The sequence below is a fragment of the Planktothrix prolifica NIVA-CYA 540 genome (assembly GCF_963864145.1).
Taxonomy (GTDB): Bacteria; Cyanobacteriota; Cyanobacteriia; order Cyanobacteriales; family Microcoleaceae; genus Planktothrix; species Planktothrix agardhii.
The window spans coordinates 30,664-48,468 of sequence record NZ_CAWLTW010000002.1; the positions used below are offsets into that span (position 1 = coordinate 30,664).

Here is a 17,805-nt window from a genome sequence, read left to right on the forward strand (position 1 = left end):
AGAACTCTTGCAAAATAATTTTATGGTATTATGGTAAGTTTTGCTCAATTTCATAAAATCCTAGAGACTAACCATTCTTCACAAATTTTTGCTAAAAACTCCATAAAATGGTAAAAATTGAAAGTGAATTTAGACAATAACTCTGCGATGAACACTCAATTTTATCTAAATTTGAAACCTCATGAATTTAAACGGAGATTTGGTGTCAAGATTCAAACCTTTCAAGAAATGGTTAATGCCATAGAGCAGTTCAGGTTAGAACATCCTAAAGATAGGAGAGGACGTCACACCCACCTGACTCTCCAAGAGCAAGTTTTAGTAGCCTTGGAGTATTGGCGAGAATACAGAACATATTTTCATATTGGGACAAATTGGGGAGTATCAGAATCAACTATTTGCCGAATTGTTGCTAATATTGAATCAACTTTAATCAAAACAGAAAAGTTTCGTATTCCGGGAAAAAAAGCATTAATTCAAGATTCTGGCTACCCCGAAATCGTAGTGATGGATGTCACAGAAACGGCTATTGAAAGACCGAAAAAAAAACAGAAAAAATATTACTCAGGAAAGAAAAAACATCACACACTCAAAATTCAGTTAGTAATTAATCAAGAAACTAAACAGATTATTTGTACAGATTTTGGAGAAGGACATTGCCACGATTTTAGCTTATTCAAAAAAAGCAAAATTCATTTTCACCCCCAAACTGATAGTTTACAAGATAGTGGCTATCAAGGGATTAAGGATTATCACTTGAATAGCTATGTACCCAAAAAGAAACCCAAAAATGGCAATCTTTCGGTCTTAGAAAAAGACTATAATCAAGCTTTGGCTCATCAACGAATTGTGATTGAACACGTTAATCGGAGCCTCAAAATTTTCAGGATCTTATCGAGTCGTTATCGAAATCGTCGTCGCCGTTATGGTCTTCGTTGTAATTTGTTGTCGGCCATTTATAATTATGAGTTGACACTCTTAGTCTGAAAGTGAAAATTTGTTATTATAGCATAGATTTTTTTTGCAAGAGGTCATTGGTTATGGGGAAAAGCGTTAAGAGCTTTGAGTCAAGAAGAAGAAGCTAAACAGCGTTATGAACAAGCAATTAACCTAGAACCCGAACAAATTAACTTTTATTTTGACTTGGGGGAACTTTATATTCAACAACAAAACTGGCAAAAAGCCATAGATTGTTATCAAAAAATGATCTTAATTCAACCGAGCGTACTGGGTTATCAAGGTTTGGTTCGTGCTTGGCAAGCTCTAGGAGAAAGTAAAAATGCCGACGATTGTTTATATGAAGCTTTGTGTTTGGAACCTGAACAATTTACTATTGAAGAATCTCTGCAACTAGCCGAGCGTTTATGGCAAACAGGTCAGAAAACTCAGGCTACGATTTGTTACCATCAACTGTGTAAAATCCAGACTAAGGAAGGTTTTATCCCTGATGGATAAAAGGGTTATAATTACCGATAACAGGAGTAATTACCTCTGTTCAGTTTGACAAAAGCAAAATTCTGAATCCTATCATTTTAGTTATTAAATTTGAGTATATCATGAATTTTTCCGCCATAAACAATAGTAATCAATATCAACCTCTATCGGGTCTTATGCTAACTTCTACTGATTTACAAATGGTGAGTAAGCAGTTAAATAAACAGTCCGAAATTTATTTAAATCAAGGAAAATTAAATGAAGCAGAAACGACCTGCCAAAAAGCTTTAATACTTCAGCCCCAATCCGCATTATCATATAAAATAATGGGGGATATTTTATCTATAAAAGGCGAAATAAAGGAAGCACAGCACTGCTATTTGAAAGCTATTGCAATTCAGTCAGATTTTGTGGATGCTTATATAAACTTGGGAAGTTTATACGCAAAAAAACAACAGTGGGATCTTGCTATTAATTATTATCAAAAAGCAATTCAAATTGAGTCTAATTTAGCAAAAGTTTATAGAAATCTAGCTAAGGTTTGGACACACTTGAATAAACCCCAAGAAACTGCCGATTGTTGGTATACTGCATTGACCCTTGAACCAGAAAAATTTTCAGCACAAGATTGCGTAAATTTAGGAAATACTTTGGTGCAGCTAGGAGAGATTACAAAAGGAATTTGTTGTTACCAGTACGCAATTAATTTAAACCCTAATTTATTAGGAGCTTATCAAAATTTAGGAGAAGTATTAAAACGACAGGGTAAATTAGAAGAAGCATCTTTTTATTATAAAAAAGTAATGGAATTAGATAATAAATCTAAACATTTTTTAGAAGTACCAATACCAGAAAGCACCATACAGAATGGTTCTCATTTCTCTGATGAGATGATTTTAACTGATGTTGATGCTTTAATGGTTTTAGCAGAATATTATTATACTCATAAAAATTTATCTCAAGCTATAAACACTTGTAAAAAAATAATTTCTCTACAACCCAATAATAGCCTGGTATATAAAATTTTAGGAGATGTAACCCGCGCTGAAAATCAGTTAGAAGAAGCAAAGCGGTTTTATAAAAAAGCATTAGAAAATCAGCCGAATTTTGCAGAAGTTTATGTTAGCTTAGGTGGGATTTTTGCACAGCAGGAGCAATGGCAAGAAGCGATCGCACATTACCGAAAAGCGATTGATTTAGATTCAATCTTTGTTGAAGCTTATCATAATTTAGGGAAAGTTTTAGAACAGGTTGGTCAACCCTTTGATGCTGCAATGTGTTGGTATTCTACCCTCAACTTAGATCCAACTCAAGCAACAGCCGAAGATTATCTAACTTTAGGAAATAAATTAATAGGGTTAGAAAAAATAGAGGAGGCACTAACTTGCTATCACAAAGCCTTAAATTTGAATCCCAACTCCTCAGTCGCTTATCATTATATTGGGGAAATTCTGAGCCAGAAACAAGAATGGGAAGAAGCGATTAATGCTTATCAGCAATCTATTAAGATGAATCCCAATCACGCAGACTCTTATTCGGGTTTATTAAAGGCATTAATTTCTAAAAAACGTTGGCTAGAAGCCGTAGACATTTATCAACAAGCTATTAAATTAAATTTGGTTTCAGGGGAACTTTATCATCAATTTGCAGATATCCTTTTTAAACTAGGACGGTATGAACAAGCGGTTAATGCTTATCAGCAAGCTATTAAATTAAACCCCGATTTTTCTTGGTCATATAATAATTTAGGCGATGCACTAATTAAACTTCAACGATGGGAAGAAGCCGTTAGTGCTTCCCGTCATGCTATTGAGTTAAATCCTGATTTTTCTTGGTCACATAATAATTTAGGCGATGCACTAATTAAACTTCAACGATGGGAAGAAGCCGTTAGTGCTTATAGACAAGCGACGCAACTTAATCCCAACTGGGTTTGGACATTCTACAATTTAGGGGATGCTTTAGCACAATGTCGCCAGTGGGAGGAAGCCATTAGTGCCTATCACAAAGCTTTGGAACTCAACCCAGAATTACCAGGGATTGAAAAAAAACTAGCTTGTGCTTTTCGAGAACGAGCTAGATTAGATTTAGCCACCGCCGCGAGTTGGTATCATAAAGCAATCCAAACCAACCCGGATGAAGTTGAGACTGATAGCGAGTTCTTAGAAATTCAGCTTAATGAACCTGGAATTTACTTGCAGTTGGGTAATACTCTAATGGAACAAAATCGGTTAGACCCGGCAATTTTAATTTATCAAACAGCACTGAGAGCATTTCCTGAATCCCCCGAAATTCACTTAAATTTGGGTAAGGCTTTCGCTCATAAAAAAGACCATAAACGAGCGATGGCTGCCTACCGTCGTGCTATTGAGATTGACCCTAATCATTATTGGTCTCATCACCATATTGCTGATATTTTAGCAGCAGAAGGTAAGCCACAGGAAGCAATATCAAGTTACTATCGTGCAATTGAAAACAATCCGTCTCCTTCATTTTGGCATTATCATAACTTGGCACAAGTTCAATCAAGTCAAGGCGAATGGGAACAAGCTATATTCTCCTATCGTAAGGCAATTGAAATTAATCAAAATTATTCTTGGTCGCACAGAAATTTGGGTGATCTTTTAGCAGCGCAAGGTCATACTGATGAAGCAACAGTTTGTTATCGGCGTGCGATTAAACTTAAACCAAGAATTTTTTGATTGTTGAGAGAAGCTTTTTTATGAATGACCTACTAAATCGCCAAATCATACATTATCAAAAAGCCTTGCTAATTAAGCCCGATAACACTGAAATTTATAGCAAGTTAGCGCAATTATATTATAAGCAGGGTCAAATTGATGATGCTTTTGAAATGTATGATCTCTTAGGAATTCGCTTGGTCAAAGAAGGGAGATTAGAAGAGGCTGTATCTGTCTACCGCTATATCATTGAGGTAAAACCAGATGCTTATAAAGCCTATTATAGTTTAGGGGAGGTATTGCAAGAACTACAGCAATGGCATGAGGCTATTTATTGTTACTTCCAAGTGCTTTCTTTGTATCAAGAACATTTGAAGGCAGAAGCAATATTTGAACAAGTTTATTTTAAATTAATAAATATACAAAATAATTGTTCGCTCCAAGAAGCTATTTGTGCCTACCGCAAGATAATAGAGGAGCAACCGGATCTTTACTTAGCTTATCTTAACTTAGGGGATTTGTTAACTCAAGAAGGAAAGTTAGAAGAGGCTATATCCTGTTACCAAATGGCTAGTTACAAAAAACTTTTAGGTTCTCACGCTGAGTTTGCAAAAAATCATTGGAATTCACAGAACCGACGCATACCCAATTTTTTAATTGTTGGTATTGGAAAAGGAGGGACAAGTTCGCTCTATTTTTACTTGGAAAAGCATCCTCAAATCCTGCCTGCTATTAGAAAAGAAATACATTTTTTTAGTGAAAATAGCGAGAGAGGATTAGATTGGTATTTATCTCATTTTCCACCCATTCCCAAGGAATCTAATTTTTTGACAGGAGAAGCTACTCCTTGGTATTTGGTAAGTTATGGAACCGAAAAGAAAGTTGCTAGTATATTTCCCAATATTAAGATTATTATTCTTTTACGTAATCCCATCCTTAGAGCTTTTTCTCAATACCAAATGCAGTTAAAATTTGCAGGAGAGCAGAGATCATTTGCAGAAGTAATTAGCTCAGAAATTGAAGCTATTAAAAATTTCTCATCTCCTGGTGAAGTTGACTCAGATTATTGGCAGACAGAAAAAGGCTATTTACTCTTTGGTTTATATTTCTACTTTATAGAGAAGTGGATGACTGTATTTCCGAGAGAACAGTTTTTGATTTTAAGGAGTGAAGACTTTTATGCTAATCCAGCGGCTACTCTAACTCAAGTTTTCGAGTTTTTGGGGGTGCCGGATTATTCCCTTGCAGAATATCGCAATTACAATCCAGGGTCTTATAATCCCATAAGCGATGATTTGCGGCAGACTTTAGCCGAGTTTTTCCGGCCTCATAACCAGAAGTTAGAGGAATATCTGGGCATGAAATTTAACTGGGACGAGTAATCATGGAAAACCTAGCCTCCCGCTCAATTTAAGTCAATCATTACTCATTTCCTGGCGCAACTCTTCAACTGCTTTAAGACTTAATCCTGTAGCTGAGGCGATCGCCTCATCATTAAGTTGAGTCAGTAAGTTTCGAGCAATGCCCCGCTTTTCTTCTTCTCGTCCGAGATTAATTGCTCCTTGTTGATCGTAGATAAACATTTCCCTACGTTCTAAATCCTCTAGTTCAGAAGGAGTTAAATCAGCTTGATTGGCGATTTCAAAGGCTCGGTGTAGTTCAGGGATATCGTCCATATTTTCAGGAATAGAAGTGAGCGATCGCGCAAACTTGATAAAGTAAATCCATTTGTCCGTAATGGTTTCAAGCTGGTCAAGTTCTTTGGTAAACTTGGGCAACTCAACGAATACCAACTCAAGATCATTATCAGGATAGATCCAGCCTTCAGACTTCTCTCGATAAACAAAGCGGGAAATAAGTTTATCGCGATTAGCGAACATTTCAAAATCGGTAATGGTTAAAGCAATAACTGGTTTGAGCATTCGGTAGCCTTCTCCCGCTTGGAGTTGAAAAGCATAGGTTTTCGTAGCATTAAACAAAACCCTCTTGCCAAAAGACTGCACGTTTAAAACCTGCATTTCAATAATCACAAGTGTGCCGTCATTCAGTGTAGCTTTGACATCGAGATAAGTATCTTTAAAACCTTGGATTTTGGGTGGCAAGTTGGGATTGATAATTTCTAAGTCTTCAATGGTAGAATTGCCTTCATAAATTAGAGCGTTGAGAAAGCTAATCAGAATGTCTTTGCTTTCCGTAGAACCAAATATTTTTTTAAAGGCATAGTCTGTTTTGGGGTTGATAAATCTCATTGTTTTATTCATACCTGAGTCTTTTCAATAGATTCTAACGCTGTCTGTGTCTTTTGTAGTTCGGCTTGTAGCGCGTCGAGTTCTTGTTGGGTTTCCAGTGCTGTCTGCATCCAAGCTTGGGATTGAGAAGCTAAAGCTTGATACCGATTTTTATCTTGTTGAAGTTGCCACATTTTGCTTTGCTTTTGTGCTTCTGATTGCCAAAGTTGCTCAACGCAGGTGAGGAGAAGATGGAGTTGGCGCTGAGTCCATTGAGAAGCCGCTATTTGAGATAAATATTGACGCAAATAATATCGTTCTTTTGGCAAATTTTCTGGTTTAATAAGGAGTGCGGAGTGGGAGTCCGAAAGGTAGAGAGGATAAGGATAGTAGGCAATCTCTTGACCTGTAGCGATCGCAGCGGCTAAAATTTGCCAATTTAAAGCTAGTAAATCCCTTACTTCTGAATACCGAAACTCTCGCAGCCACTCCACCGCAAATAAAGCACACAAATCTTGATTTGGGTTAAATTCTAGTAGCTTGAGTAAAGACCCGTCATTTAAGTTAATCACTTCTAAGTCTTGGTTGAGCGTCATGTCTGGACATACCACAGCTACCGCATCAGATTCACAAGCTGCGGTGACAAATTTTTCCACCATTAAAGGAAGTGCAATGCGATCGCTGGTAAACTGTAAGAAATATTCTCCCGTTGCTCGTTCTACCAACTGATTATAAGCTTCTCCTAAGCTAGTGTAATTAAACTCGACAAATTCATAGCTGGGAAACTGTTCTTTAACCCGTATAATATCATCAGGTAGAAGTGCGGTTGTTGGGGTTTCGTATAGAACAATAACTTCTAAATTCTGATAAGTTTGTCCTGCCAAACTTTCCAGACAATCCCAAATTTTTTTCGCATCGGTCAAGCCCGTTACGCCTACGGTAACGCGAGGATTTTTAGGCTCTTTCGGGGCTGATTTGATAAATGCTTCACTCATATATTCAAGCCTTTGATTAAGTAATTTTTGATTAATTTTTTCTAACAAACCAGTATCAGGAACCACAGGCGTTTCTGGATGCGCTGAGATAGCTTTACGGATAGAGTCAGCTAAGGAGTGGGGATCTTCTGGTTTAAACCAATATAAGCCATCTGTTCTTGAAATTAAATTTAACGTTTCCTGAAATCCTCCCGTGTCTGAAACCACCAAACTAACAGCTAATTGTCCCATCTCTAAAGCAGTATTAGGAAAGTTTTCTTGTACGCTGCAAAGGCAGACAATGGGTGTCGGTAGCTGACTCACTAAATCAATTGCTTCTAAACTAGATAAATCAGGAAAAATCTGATAAGAAAATTTATCCTTCAAATTCTGATCAATATACTGCTGACTATCTAAACCTTGAAGCTGAGTTGATTCTAGTTTAATCGTTTTACCCAGAAAGAAAATGTTAATTTTATCTGTTATATCCTCCTCAAGTAACTGTAAAGCCCGAATAAATATACACAGTCCTTTTCTTTCCTCTAATCTACCAAAAAATACAAGTGGGATCTGTTCTTTATTTCGTTGGTTTTTCCAGTGAACTGTATTTTTATAAGTTCCTTGGGTTTCATCTGGAGTTGACAAGTTTAGAACCGGAATAAAATAGGGTAAATGAACAGCGTGGGATGTTTTCCAGCCATAGCTTTCTACCTTTGACTTGAGGAAATAAGAGGGGAAGCAAGTTAAATCCGCATTTTCATAAGAATACTGTTCATAGTCATAAGCTTGCCAAAACCATCTGGGATAATCTACTGTATATCTGCTATTGATTTCTCGCAACCATTCAAAACCACCATGATCTGTAACCCCAACAAGGCAACTATTACTTAATGTACCGGATTTTTTGGCTTGAATTGTCCGATAACCCAATCCCCAAATTGCTGGAAATTCCACATAAACCACAGCTTCAGGAAAAGTAGCAACAATAGCTTGAGTAAAAAACAAACAGCAAAAGCTTTCGTAATCAAACCATTGATTGATTGAGTTTTTTTTGCATCTTGATAAAATAGCGTGGTGGCAGAGTTGAATCTTGAGGACTTGTTCGACTTCACCGATAGCGAAGACATGATGGAGATTTGGCTGTTTTGATATTCCTTGAAAGTTCTCCTGGTTGTGGCACAGTAAGAGGATGACCAACCAACCTTCTGCTGCTAATTTTTGGCTTAAGGCTTTATAGTAAGTGCCAATACCACCATTTTTAGAAAACCCTTCAAATTCGTTAGTTGCTAGGATAGCGATTTTTTGAGTTGAGAGATTGAAGTTCTCTAGAAACTGTGGATGAAAGCAGAGTTCAGATCTCTGAGGAGAGAGAATAGACTGGATTAAAATTTCGGGTTCCATTATCATCATAAAATTAATTAAAGTGTTTCTCCCGTTCTAGTTGATAAAAGTTGAATAACTATAGGAATATCGAGAATATCTCCAAACGTTTTTCTGGCTTTAATCAATTCTTGCTGTGCTTTTTTATAATCTCCTAAATGAATAAAAGCCATAACTTTGGCTGCTGCAATATTTGCCCGTAACTCTTCCTTCACAATTTCCATCGAGTATTCAAAAGCTTGATGAATATCTTCGTCAGAAAAGATACTGAATGAAGGATTTAGTATCTTTTCTGACTCCTTGGGTAAGGGATTAATATATTCAAAGACAGCAGCTTGCCAGAGATTACAATGATGTTTAAAATAGGGTCTTAGGTGGTAAATCAATACATGAATCCAAGATTCATAATAGTGAGCAAAATCGTTATAATGTACGAGAGACTTACCCGGTATCAAATAAGGATAAAAATTCATAAAAATATTTTTTGTCAGTTCCCAACTTTTCATGGCATCTACAAATAAATATTCAATCGGTTTCTGTGGCTTCCAGCCAATTTTCATCACATCTCCTGGGTAAACTTCAATCAAGGAATTCCAAGGACGAATTCGGTGCATAAACTCATCTAGAAAATTATCTCCCGGTTGGTATTTTCCTTGAACAGAAGTCCCTTTAACAGATGCCTCCATATAGGGATACCAAATAAACAGATCATAAGCATGAATTCGTTTAGATCTAAGTGCAACTTTACGATTTTTTTCTAATCCTTTTACGATAGAAATAGTCGCAGACCCCAGCCAACATCCTAAATCAATAATTTCGCCTTGACCCGAATACTGATTTTCAGCATAGTCTTGCAGAAAAATCTGCTCTTGCGAAGAAGTCATACCCAACAGGTGAGCTTCTGACACATCTTTTTTCGCCGAGGGAGCGGGGCTGGGAGATACTTCAGAAAAGGCTTGTTTCATGTATTCTAGTCGCTGGTTGAACAAGCATTGATTGACTTGTTCTAAAAATTCCTGTTCGGGAGGTGACGGCATTTCAGGATAAGCAGCAATAGCACTGGCAATTTTGCACGCAAGAGACTGGGAGTTCCCCGGGTCAAACCATCGTACACTATTTGAGCGGTTAATCAAGTTTAAGGTTTCCCGAAATCCTCCCGTGTCTGAAACCACTAAACTCACGGGTAACTGTCCCATTTCTAAAGCAGTATTAGGAAAGTTTTCTTGAGGACTGGTTAAACAGACAATTGCAGGTGCTAATTCATGGACTAAGGCAATGGCTTCTTTGCTAAACAAATCCGATAATATTGTATAAGAAAATTTGCCTCCGAGTTCTTGCTCAATATATTGCTGGCTGTCTTGTTGTTGGATTGGAGTAGAATGAAGGGGAACGCTTTTCCCTAAAAATAGAATGTAAATTTGCGAGCTAATTTTTTGTCCTAACTGTTGTATAGCCTCAATAAATGTTAAAAGTCCTTTTCTTTCCTCTAGCCGAGCAAAAAAGATAATGGGTATTTGTTGACGTTTGAGGTTTAGTACAAATTTTGTTAACAGAGGTCGTCTATTATCTAGGGGAGAGACAATTGGGAAACAGTAAGGTAAATGAACGGCATGGGAAGTTTTCCAACCATAACCTTTTACTTTTTCTTCCATAAAATAAGACAGAAAAAAAGCTAAGTCAGCATTTTCAAAAGGATATTGTTCGTAACTATAAATATTTTTAAACCAATTCCATTCCCCTTCTATATTATATCTCTCATGGGCTTCATTTAACCACTCTTGACCGCTATGTAGGGTAACGGCTGTAATACAATTCTTTCCCAGTAAACCTGAGCGTTTGGCTTGAATTGTACGATATCCCAGTCCGCATAAATCGGGAAACTCTATATAAATTGAAGATTGATTAAAATGGGCAGCTATAGCTTGGATAAAAAATAGAACTCTATAACTTTCTGATTCTACCCATTCCCATTCCTTGAATTGAGATAAAATTCCCCGATGAACTGGTTGAAGTTCCAAAACTTTCTCAGCTTCATAAACAGAAAAGATATGGCGAATAGAGGGGACTGTTGATTCTCCGTGAAATAATTTTTGAGTTTGGCAGAGTATTAAAATAATATAGTAACCTTCTGCTGCTAATTTTTGACTTAATGTGGCATAGTAAGTCCCAATTCCACCATTTCTAAAAATCCTTTCATATTCAGAAGTTACAAGAATAGCTATGGGTTCAGGGGCGGACGATAATTTTTCAATTAACAAGGGTTGAAAATGTACTGCGAAATGATTTGCGGAAATATCGTTAAGCAAGGCTAGTTGATTCATGGGTTGTAAATTACCTTTATTATTTTTGGGGAATTGAGAAATTGAATAGTTTATTAAAATTGCGATCGCCCCTGGATGATCTCAGCCAGTCGAGTTTGGTGCTGCTGAAACTTAAATTTCTCTAAGTCTACTGTTTGTTGTTCGAGTTGAGTCTGAGACTGTGTTAATTGTATTTGAGTTTGTTCGAGTTCAATTTGAGACAGTTCTAATTGTACCTGAGTTTGGCTCTGCTGAGACTTCAGTTCCTCGAATTGTCCTTGGATTTGCTCCCGTTGTTCTTGATACTGTTGAAGTTTCATTTGTGCTTGATTGTACTGCGCTTTTATAACTTCCAACTCCGTAATGGTTTGATGCTTTTGATTTTCTAGCTGTTCGGTTTTTACAAGACTGTGGCGCAGTTGTTCAACAGATGATTGGAGTTGAACTTGAGTTTCTTGTAATTCAGCTTGATATTGCTGAAGTTGTGCTTGTGTCTGGGAGTATTTGCTGTTTAAATCTGTAAATTTTACTATATTTTCAGACAGTTGTTCGCGATAACTTTTGAGTTCTATTTGCATTTGAGAATGTTCTGCTTTTAAGGGTGCTAATTCTGTTGTTTTTTCTTGGAGTTGCTGATTAGAGTTTTCTAACTCTGTTGTAGTTTGGTTTAGTTGCTCTCGATATTGCTTAAGTTCTGTCTGAGTTTGCTGGTGTTGGATGTCTAGTTGCTTTAATTGTTCTTGAGTTTGATTTAGATCTTGACGATTTGCCACTAAATCTGCTTGAGTTTTGTGTAGTTCTTTCTCAGATTGTTGCAGTAGAGATTGGATTTCTTGGAATTGATTTTGATGTTTCTCTAGTTCTTTCTGAGTTTGTAACTTTTCATTGTTTATAACTTCTAATTCTGCCGTTTTTTGATTCAGTTCTTCATTGCGCTTCGTTAATTTAGCTTGTAACTGAGTTCGTAAATTTTCAAATTCTTGCTGCCTTTGGAACTGCTGATTTTTAATCTCCTCTAATTCAATTTGAGTTTGCTGAAGTTGTTTTCTATCTTGTTCAAGGTATTCTTGAGTTAGGTGCAATTGTTCTCGACATTTTTCGAGATCTAATTGAGTCTGAGAGTATTCTTCTTGTCGTGTTTCCAATTGTCTCGTTTTTTCTGCTAGTTTATTGTTTGCATCTGTTAGCTGAACTTTTAGTTGAGTACAGGACTGTTCCAGTTCTGCTTCCGTTTGGGACAGTTGGACTTTTAGTTCTTCTAATTGCACTTGATTTTGATGTAGTTGCTCGTTAGAGTTTCTCAACTCAGCTTGAGTCTGAACGAGTTCGTCTTGAAGTTGCTGGGCGGTTAGCATCCAACCTTGAGACTGGGGAGAAAGATTTTCATTCTGTCCTGAGCAAAACTGTGTATTGTTTCCGAGTTTTTCCATAAGAATTTCTGGGGTGAGGGGTTCAATTTCATAATCAAAAAGACCTAAACTTTTAACACCTTCTGGTTTTTGAACTCCAATGTACCTATCGTAAAATTCATCATCTACTTCAAATAGTTCTATGTTTAGTCTTGTTAATCTCTTGCAAAATCTTGCTTCTCAACACCCTGATCGCATTGCCTATACTTTCCTCGAAAATAGAGAAAAACCAAGTGCCAGTCTAACCTATCGCTCCTTCGATGAAAAAGCTAGGGCGATCGCCACTTACTTACAATCTCAACTTTCTGTCGGCGATCGCATCCTTTGGGCGATTTTGCCTAACTAAAGCATTGCCTAGCTGCAAGAATATTTGAGCATCATCTGGCTTAATTGTCAATGCTTGATGGTAAAGTTTGATTTAGAGTGATTCCCTACAAGACGCTATGAAAATGCACTATAAGTTTATTTTATTCCCAATTAAATTTTCTGCCTAAGTAGTCTTCTAATTCTCGATTATAGGGTTGAAAAAATTCTGCTAACTGGCATCGTAAAGCATCAGGAACAGAATGATAAGACCCCGGATTGTAGTTACGATACTCAGTCAGTTGATGGTCTGGTAAGTTCAAAAAATGATGAACTTGTTTCATCGTTGCTGGTGGGTTTCCATAAAAATCTTCACTTTTGAGGATTAAAAGCTGTTCTTTTGGAAAAACTTTCATCCATTTTTTTATAAAATAAATATACAGGCTCGGTATTGTATGGAGTAATGAAATTTGTTCGAGCAAAGAGTCCTTGCTGAATTTCTTATTTAGGATGCTTAACAAATATAATTCGGGTCTTTTTTTTAGATGCTCAATACTAAATTTAAAAGTCTGTTCTAAAGAATTTTGTCCAATACCCAAACGACGAAAAAGATAAAAAGATGAAATTGCTCTATCGACGGGATTTCTGAGCAAACAAATTAACTTAATGTTAGGAAATAATTGAAAAATTTGTTCGGGATTCGCCCAAAATAAATATGAGGGAGTTGCTTCGCCAGTTAAGTAATTATTATCTTGAATTGCAGGAAAATGGGCATAGTAATAATCCAGTCTTCGATAAAAAAAGTGAGAAAAAAAGTTAATTTCTTTATCAACAGCAGTCAGAACTTGAGGATGAGAGGTTAAATAAGCGTAAATCGAAGTTGTTCCACACTTGGGTAAACCACAAATGATAAAGTCTGGCTTTCGTAATTTTTGAGGATTCCAATGGTGTTTAGCGAGTTGTGGATGAGAACCCAATATCTGTTGGTAACTAAAGGTTTGGTAGCAAGCAATTGCTTCTCTTACTTTTCCTTGTTGGCTCAGTAAATTACCCAATAAATATTGAGCAAATAGGAAATTTGGCTGTTTTTCAATGGTTTGTTTTAGTAAATCAATTCCGAGTTGCAGATAATCTGGATCGATTGATTGGTTAAATATATTTGAAAAAAATAGAATCATTTTTAGCTTGTAGTAATATAAATGACAATTGGGATTAGATTGAATTGCTTTTAAGTAATAATAAAAAGCTCGATTAAATTCGGCTACATACTGGTATTGGTTCCCAACTTTGTATAAAGTTGTAGGGTGGTCAGGCTTGATCAGTAGAGCCTTTTGATAGTGTGCGATTAAATTTTTTGTTTGATTTTCTGGTAACATACACAACCTTCCTTCTTAAGCCTTGCCAATTCAAAAAATTCTGGGTTGAATCTGCAAAGCACGATGGTAACAGGTACTTGCTTCGTGGATTTTACCCAGTTGGGCTAAAGCATCCCCTAAGTGCTTGTGTGACCAAGAGTAATCTGGATTTAACTTGATCGCACGTCGGTAAGAGGTGATCGCATCCTCCCATTTCTTCTCCTTCTCTAAAGCCTTTCCCAACTCCAAGTATATTTCAAAGTTATCCGGCTGAAATTGCAGGGCAGTTTGGTAAGAGGTGATCGCATCCTTTGGGCGATTTTGTCGGATTAAGACCCTGCCTAACTGCAAATGGACTTGAGCGTCATCTGGCTTAATTTCTAGTGCTTGATGGTAAAGTTGGATATCGTCGGGATTAGATGCGATGCGAGAGCGATAATAACTCCTTATTCCCTCCACGCCCTGAGTTTGTCGCAGATAAGACTTAAATTGTCCTAATTCAGTTTGGCAGATATGTAGTTCCAATTGAGATTGCGTCAATTCAGTTTTAGTTTGTTGCACTTGAGAATGAATTTGTTTCAATTGGTCTTCACTATATTGTAAATCAGACTGAGATTTTACTAATTCCTCCTGAGTTTGTTGTAGTTGAACTTGCGTTTGCTGTAGCTGAGTTTGCAAGTGCTCAATTTGTATCTTAGTTTGTTCCTGAACTTGTTGCAGGCTTTCTTGATATCTATCTATTTCAGCTTTTGCTTGATTTTCAAGTTGTTGTACTTCTAATTCTGATGAGTCACTCGAAGACTGAGTAGGAACTTGGAAAATCTCTAATTCCTCTAGAATTCTAAAAACTTCTTGACCAATTGGTTGATAAAGCTGCACAGGGAAATGAGCAAAATCAACCATATTTTTTGTTCTGGTTTGCTTTAAAACTTTATCTATATCAACAATCCAAAAGTTTAACTTTCTCGATAATTCGACCAAAGCTAAGTTGAACTCCCGCCGTCGTAAGCTTTCAGGGCGTTTTACAAACTGATAATTGTGAGTAATGTTACCAGGTTCAATTGTGAGAGTATTAAATACTAAAATGTGGACGTTCGTTGCCTGCTTAATTTGGTTAATCAGTTGAGTGAAATTTTCAATAAAAGTTTCTAACGTCATCCGACCTAAACTGACAAAATGCTTCCGAAACCAATTGGCAGAAGATAAATCTCTTAACATTAAATCCATGCGTTGATTGTTCCACCAACCGCTTGGGTCGATTAAAAAGCCATGCTCTCGATGTTGATAAACTACTCTCGCTACGTCAGGTGCAATGGATAGAATCACTACTTGTTTAGGAAACTCTTCAAAATTGCTACCATTAGAAACCCCAAAACTGGGACTGAATAGTTGATTATCAAAAAAGTTACCGGGAAGATAAAACTTTTCTAATACGGGAGCTAACAAATCTTGAGGACAATCTTTTAAATTTTGTAATAGGATATCCGATCTAGATTTCTCAATCTGTCCTTCTTTGAGAATGCAGCAAGTTCCTTTCAATATAGGTTTAATTAGAGGAACACAGGAAAACACTGATGGAAGATCGCAACCTCCCATAATATAGATCCCAATTTTATTTTCTGGATGCGAACCCGACCAAAAAATAATATGGTTAGATTCCATATATTCTCCAGCATTTTTTTTTTCAAGGTTTGTTTCCATACTTAAGCAACTAATTAGTTAGGAGTTTATCGAATCAGCACAAATCAAAGCGTAGGTTATACATAAATACCAGGATATGAGATGATATTGGGAACAACTCGAAATGTACTAGCTTCTTCCCATTTTGATTCATTAATTTGTTCATGTACATCAGTAGTTATTAGGGCTAATAAAGCTCCTACTTCCTGATAAACAAACTCTTGTGCATAGCTGCGACGTAAAAAACCTGTATCAGCAGAACAAACACGAACGAGCATATCCAGTTTGTGAATTTTATCTGATGTCTTCTCCGGTTCTGCCAAGCTTGCAAGTACGCTTTCAGGTGTCTCTAAAACAAGATTATTTTTCTCTTCTTCTACTTTGAATTCAAAGATATTGTCTCCATAGTCGATTTTATCTCCTACTTCCTTGTACCACTGAATAAAAATTCCTCCTTCAGTGCCTTTATTGATATAGGGCATGAGCAATTTAAACAACATTTTAATCTCTCCTGCGTCCAATTTGCTTAAGTAAAGGGCGATTTTCAAAAAAACCTACATCTATTATAACTCGTAAAAATTCTTGACAAATTGCACGATAAGCTTCAGGAGAATAGTTCAAAGCTGCAATAACGTGCTGTCCTGCACCCAATTCAGCTAAGAGCGATTCTACATCAATAATAGAAATTCCTTTTTGCATAGATAGCTTGAGTAAAGCTAAATTTAACTTTTGAATTCTCAGGCACAGTGTTTCGCCGATGTTGTGGTAATTGGTAGTGTGATCGCTCGGAGCGAAGTCGCAACAATTATAACAGATAATATAAGCATCTATTCTTTGTTTCAGCACTTGAAAAAGCTGACAGAAATTAGCTTGAGATTGCTCCGCTGACAGCAAACCAGTGGGATAAAAATGCTGTTGAAACTCCTGTTTTTCCACTTCAGACAATTGGTATTCCCAATTTTCATAAATATCAACTAGATACCCAGTTTCGCGACTTTGCCATAAATTTTTGGTAATCTCAGCCTGGGTAGAAAAGACGATAACATCGATATCTGGTGCAAGCAATAAACTAGGATATTGTCCTATTAACAAAGTTTCTAGCTGCTTAGATGAAAAGTTCCCTAATTGTTCGGAAGCGTGAAATTCATCTGCAAAGGAAATTTCTTTCAACTGTTGCAACCAAAGGTCGGAGCGCCCACCAGGTTCGTAGATAATTTCAGTTTGAAAAGCGCGATCGTACTTTTCATCGATTAAATCTTGTAAACCTTTATCTATTTTTTCGCCTCCTTCTATTATCGCAAGTAGAGAATCAATCACATCTCGCTGCCCTTTCACCAAGATACGAATGGTTGGTTTACCACCCATTTTGACCTTTGGTTTCTCTGTTTCTTTACTTTCCTCGCGGTCTTCCTTTCGCATCATCCAAACTGCCAATGCTGGTACTGGTTCGTCGGGGAGTATTCGCTCAATAATAGCTGTTTTTATTTCAGTAATCTCAAACACTGGTGTGAAGGTAGCTTTGATGTAGGCGATCGCTTCCTTCCGCAATCTTTCCTCTTCCTCTAATTCTAGTCTAGAACCTATATTCGTAGCGTATAAAAGCAGAAACTTTGCTCTGGGGACGCACCAAGAAGCAACTGTTTTCACATAGTCTGAGGAAACGGCTTGAGAAACACCGTGAAAACAGCCCCGGTCAATTAAGCAATTAAATCGAGGTGAAGTCAAAGGTTGGCGACAAATATCGACTATTTTGAACTCTAGCTTGCCCTGAATTTCACCATGTACCAACTTTGCCTTTTCTATAACAGCTTGGGAATAATCAATCCCTAAGACGTTAAAGCCCTGTTGGGCAAGCCAAGCCGCTATTTCACCCATACCGCAGCCGATATCTAATGCTGATGATCCTGGTGAAAACCAGCCACTATCAACTGCATCTTGAACTTCTTGAGGAATTTTACTCATTCTCCAAGTTGGTGAAAATTCTACATCTGACCAGTTGACTTCCCACCATCTTTTTGTTTCTTCGTATTCTTCCCAATTATGCTGTTGAACAGTCATATAGAT

General features: G+C 36.9%; 13 protein-coding genes. 5 read left to right on the plus strand and 8 right to left on the minus strand.

The features are described from left to right. Positions 1–147 precede the first annotated feature (147 nt). The 4 genes from AC559H_RS24730 (at position 148) to AC559H_RS24745 (ending at position 5,494) form a co-directional block, all read left to right on the plus strand. Complete coding sequence (locus AC559H_RS24730; protein WP_036834550.1) at positions 148–984, plus strand: IS5 family transposase; 837 nt, start codon at positions 148–150, stop codon at positions 982–984. A gap of 27 nt (positions 985–1,011) precedes the next feature. Then, positions 1,012–1,452: a tetratricopeptide repeat protein gene (locus tag AC559H_RS24735; protein WP_081696208.1), complete on the plus strand. Its 441-nt coding sequence runs from the start codon at positions 1,012–1,014 to the stop codon at positions 1,450–1,452. A 155-nt stretch (positions 1,453–1,607) separates the two neighbouring features. Then, positions 1,608–4,133, plus strand: coding sequence for a tetratricopeptide repeat protein (locus tag AC559H_RS24740; protein WP_036834567.1), 2,526 nt, complete (start codon positions 1,608–1,610; stop codon positions 4,131–4,133). Positions 4,134–4,153: 20 nt separating this feature from the next. Next, positions 4,154–5,494 carry a tetratricopeptide repeat-containing sulfotransferase family protein gene (locus AC559H_RS24745; protein WP_051319913.1) on the plus strand — a complete coding sequence of 447 codons (1,341 nt, stop codon included), beginning with the start codon at positions 4,154–4,156 and terminating at the stop codon, positions 5,492–5,494. A 33-nt stretch (positions 5,495–5,527) separates the two neighbouring features. On the opposite strand, the gene AC559H_RS24750 is transcribed toward AC559H_RS24745, so the two are convergent. The 4 genes from AC559H_RS24750 to AC559H_RS24765 are packed head-to-tail and all read right to left on the minus strand — an operon-like array spanning position 5,528 to position 12,424. After that, a complete protein-coding gene (locus AC559H_RS24750) occupies positions 5,528–6,361 on the minus strand; it encodes an Rpn family recombination-promoting nuclease/putative transposase (protein WP_026789266.1) in 834 nt (277 codons plus the stop codon). An 8-nt stretch (positions 6,362–6,369) separates the two neighbouring features. Further along, positions 6,370–8,724 (minus strand): glycosyltransferase, encoded by a 2,355-nt coding sequence (locus AC559H_RS24755; protein WP_081692456.1) that lies wholly within the window; start codon positions 8,722–8,724, stop codon positions 6,370–6,372. 8 nt (positions 8,725–8,732) lie between these two features. After that, a complete protein-coding gene (locus AC559H_RS24760; protein ID WP_051319911.1) occupies positions 8,733–11,015 on the minus strand; it encodes a glycosyltransferase family 4 protein in 2,283 nt (760 codons plus the stop codon). Between the two features lie 53 nt (positions 11,016–11,068). Beyond that, on the minus strand, positions 11,069–12,424 hold the full coding sequence (locus tag AC559H_RS24765; protein ID WP_026796171.1) for a coiled-coil domain-containing protein: 1,356 nt from the start codon (positions 12,422–12,424) through the stop codon (positions 11,069–11,071). Between the two features lie 121 nt (positions 12,425–12,545). Here AC559H_RS24765 and AC559H_RS24770 point away from each other — a divergent pair, with 121 nt between their 5' ends. Next, positions 12,546–12,749 (plus strand): AMP-binding protein, encoded by a 204-nt coding sequence (locus AC559H_RS24770; protein ID WP_026789268.1) that lies wholly within the window; start codon positions 12,546–12,548, stop codon positions 12,747–12,749. Between the two features lie 121 nt (positions 12,750–12,870). On the opposite strand, the gene AC559H_RS24775 is transcribed toward AC559H_RS24770, so the two are convergent. The 4 genes from AC559H_RS24775 to AC559H_RS24790 are packed head-to-tail and all read right to left on the minus strand — an operon-like array spanning position 12,871 to position 17,799. After that, positions 12,871–14,082 carry a tetratricopeptide repeat-containing sulfotransferase family protein gene (locus AC559H_RS24775; RefSeq protein ID WP_026796172.1) on the minus strand — a complete coding sequence of 404 codons (1,212 nt, stop codon included), beginning with the start codon at positions 14,080–14,082 and terminating at the stop codon, positions 12,871–12,873. 30 nt (positions 14,083–14,112) lie between these two features. Next, positions 14,113–15,762 (minus strand): tetratricopeptide repeat protein, encoded by a 1,650-nt coding sequence (locus tag AC559H_RS24780; RefSeq protein ID WP_026796173.1) that lies wholly within the window; start codon positions 15,760–15,762, stop codon positions 14,113–14,115. Between the two features lie 56 nt (positions 15,763–15,818). Then, on the minus strand, positions 15,819–16,241 hold the full coding sequence (locus AC559H_RS24785; RefSeq protein WP_026796174.1) for a hypothetical protein: 423 nt from the start codon (positions 16,239–16,241) through the stop codon (positions 15,819–15,821). A gap of 1 nt (position 16,242) precedes the next feature. Continuing rightward, complete coding sequence (locus AC559H_RS24790; RefSeq protein ID WP_026796175.1) at positions 16,243–17,799, minus strand: class I SAM-dependent methyltransferase; 1,557 nt, start codon at positions 17,797–17,799, stop codon at positions 16,243–16,245. Positions 17,800–17,805: the final 6 nt, after the last annotated feature.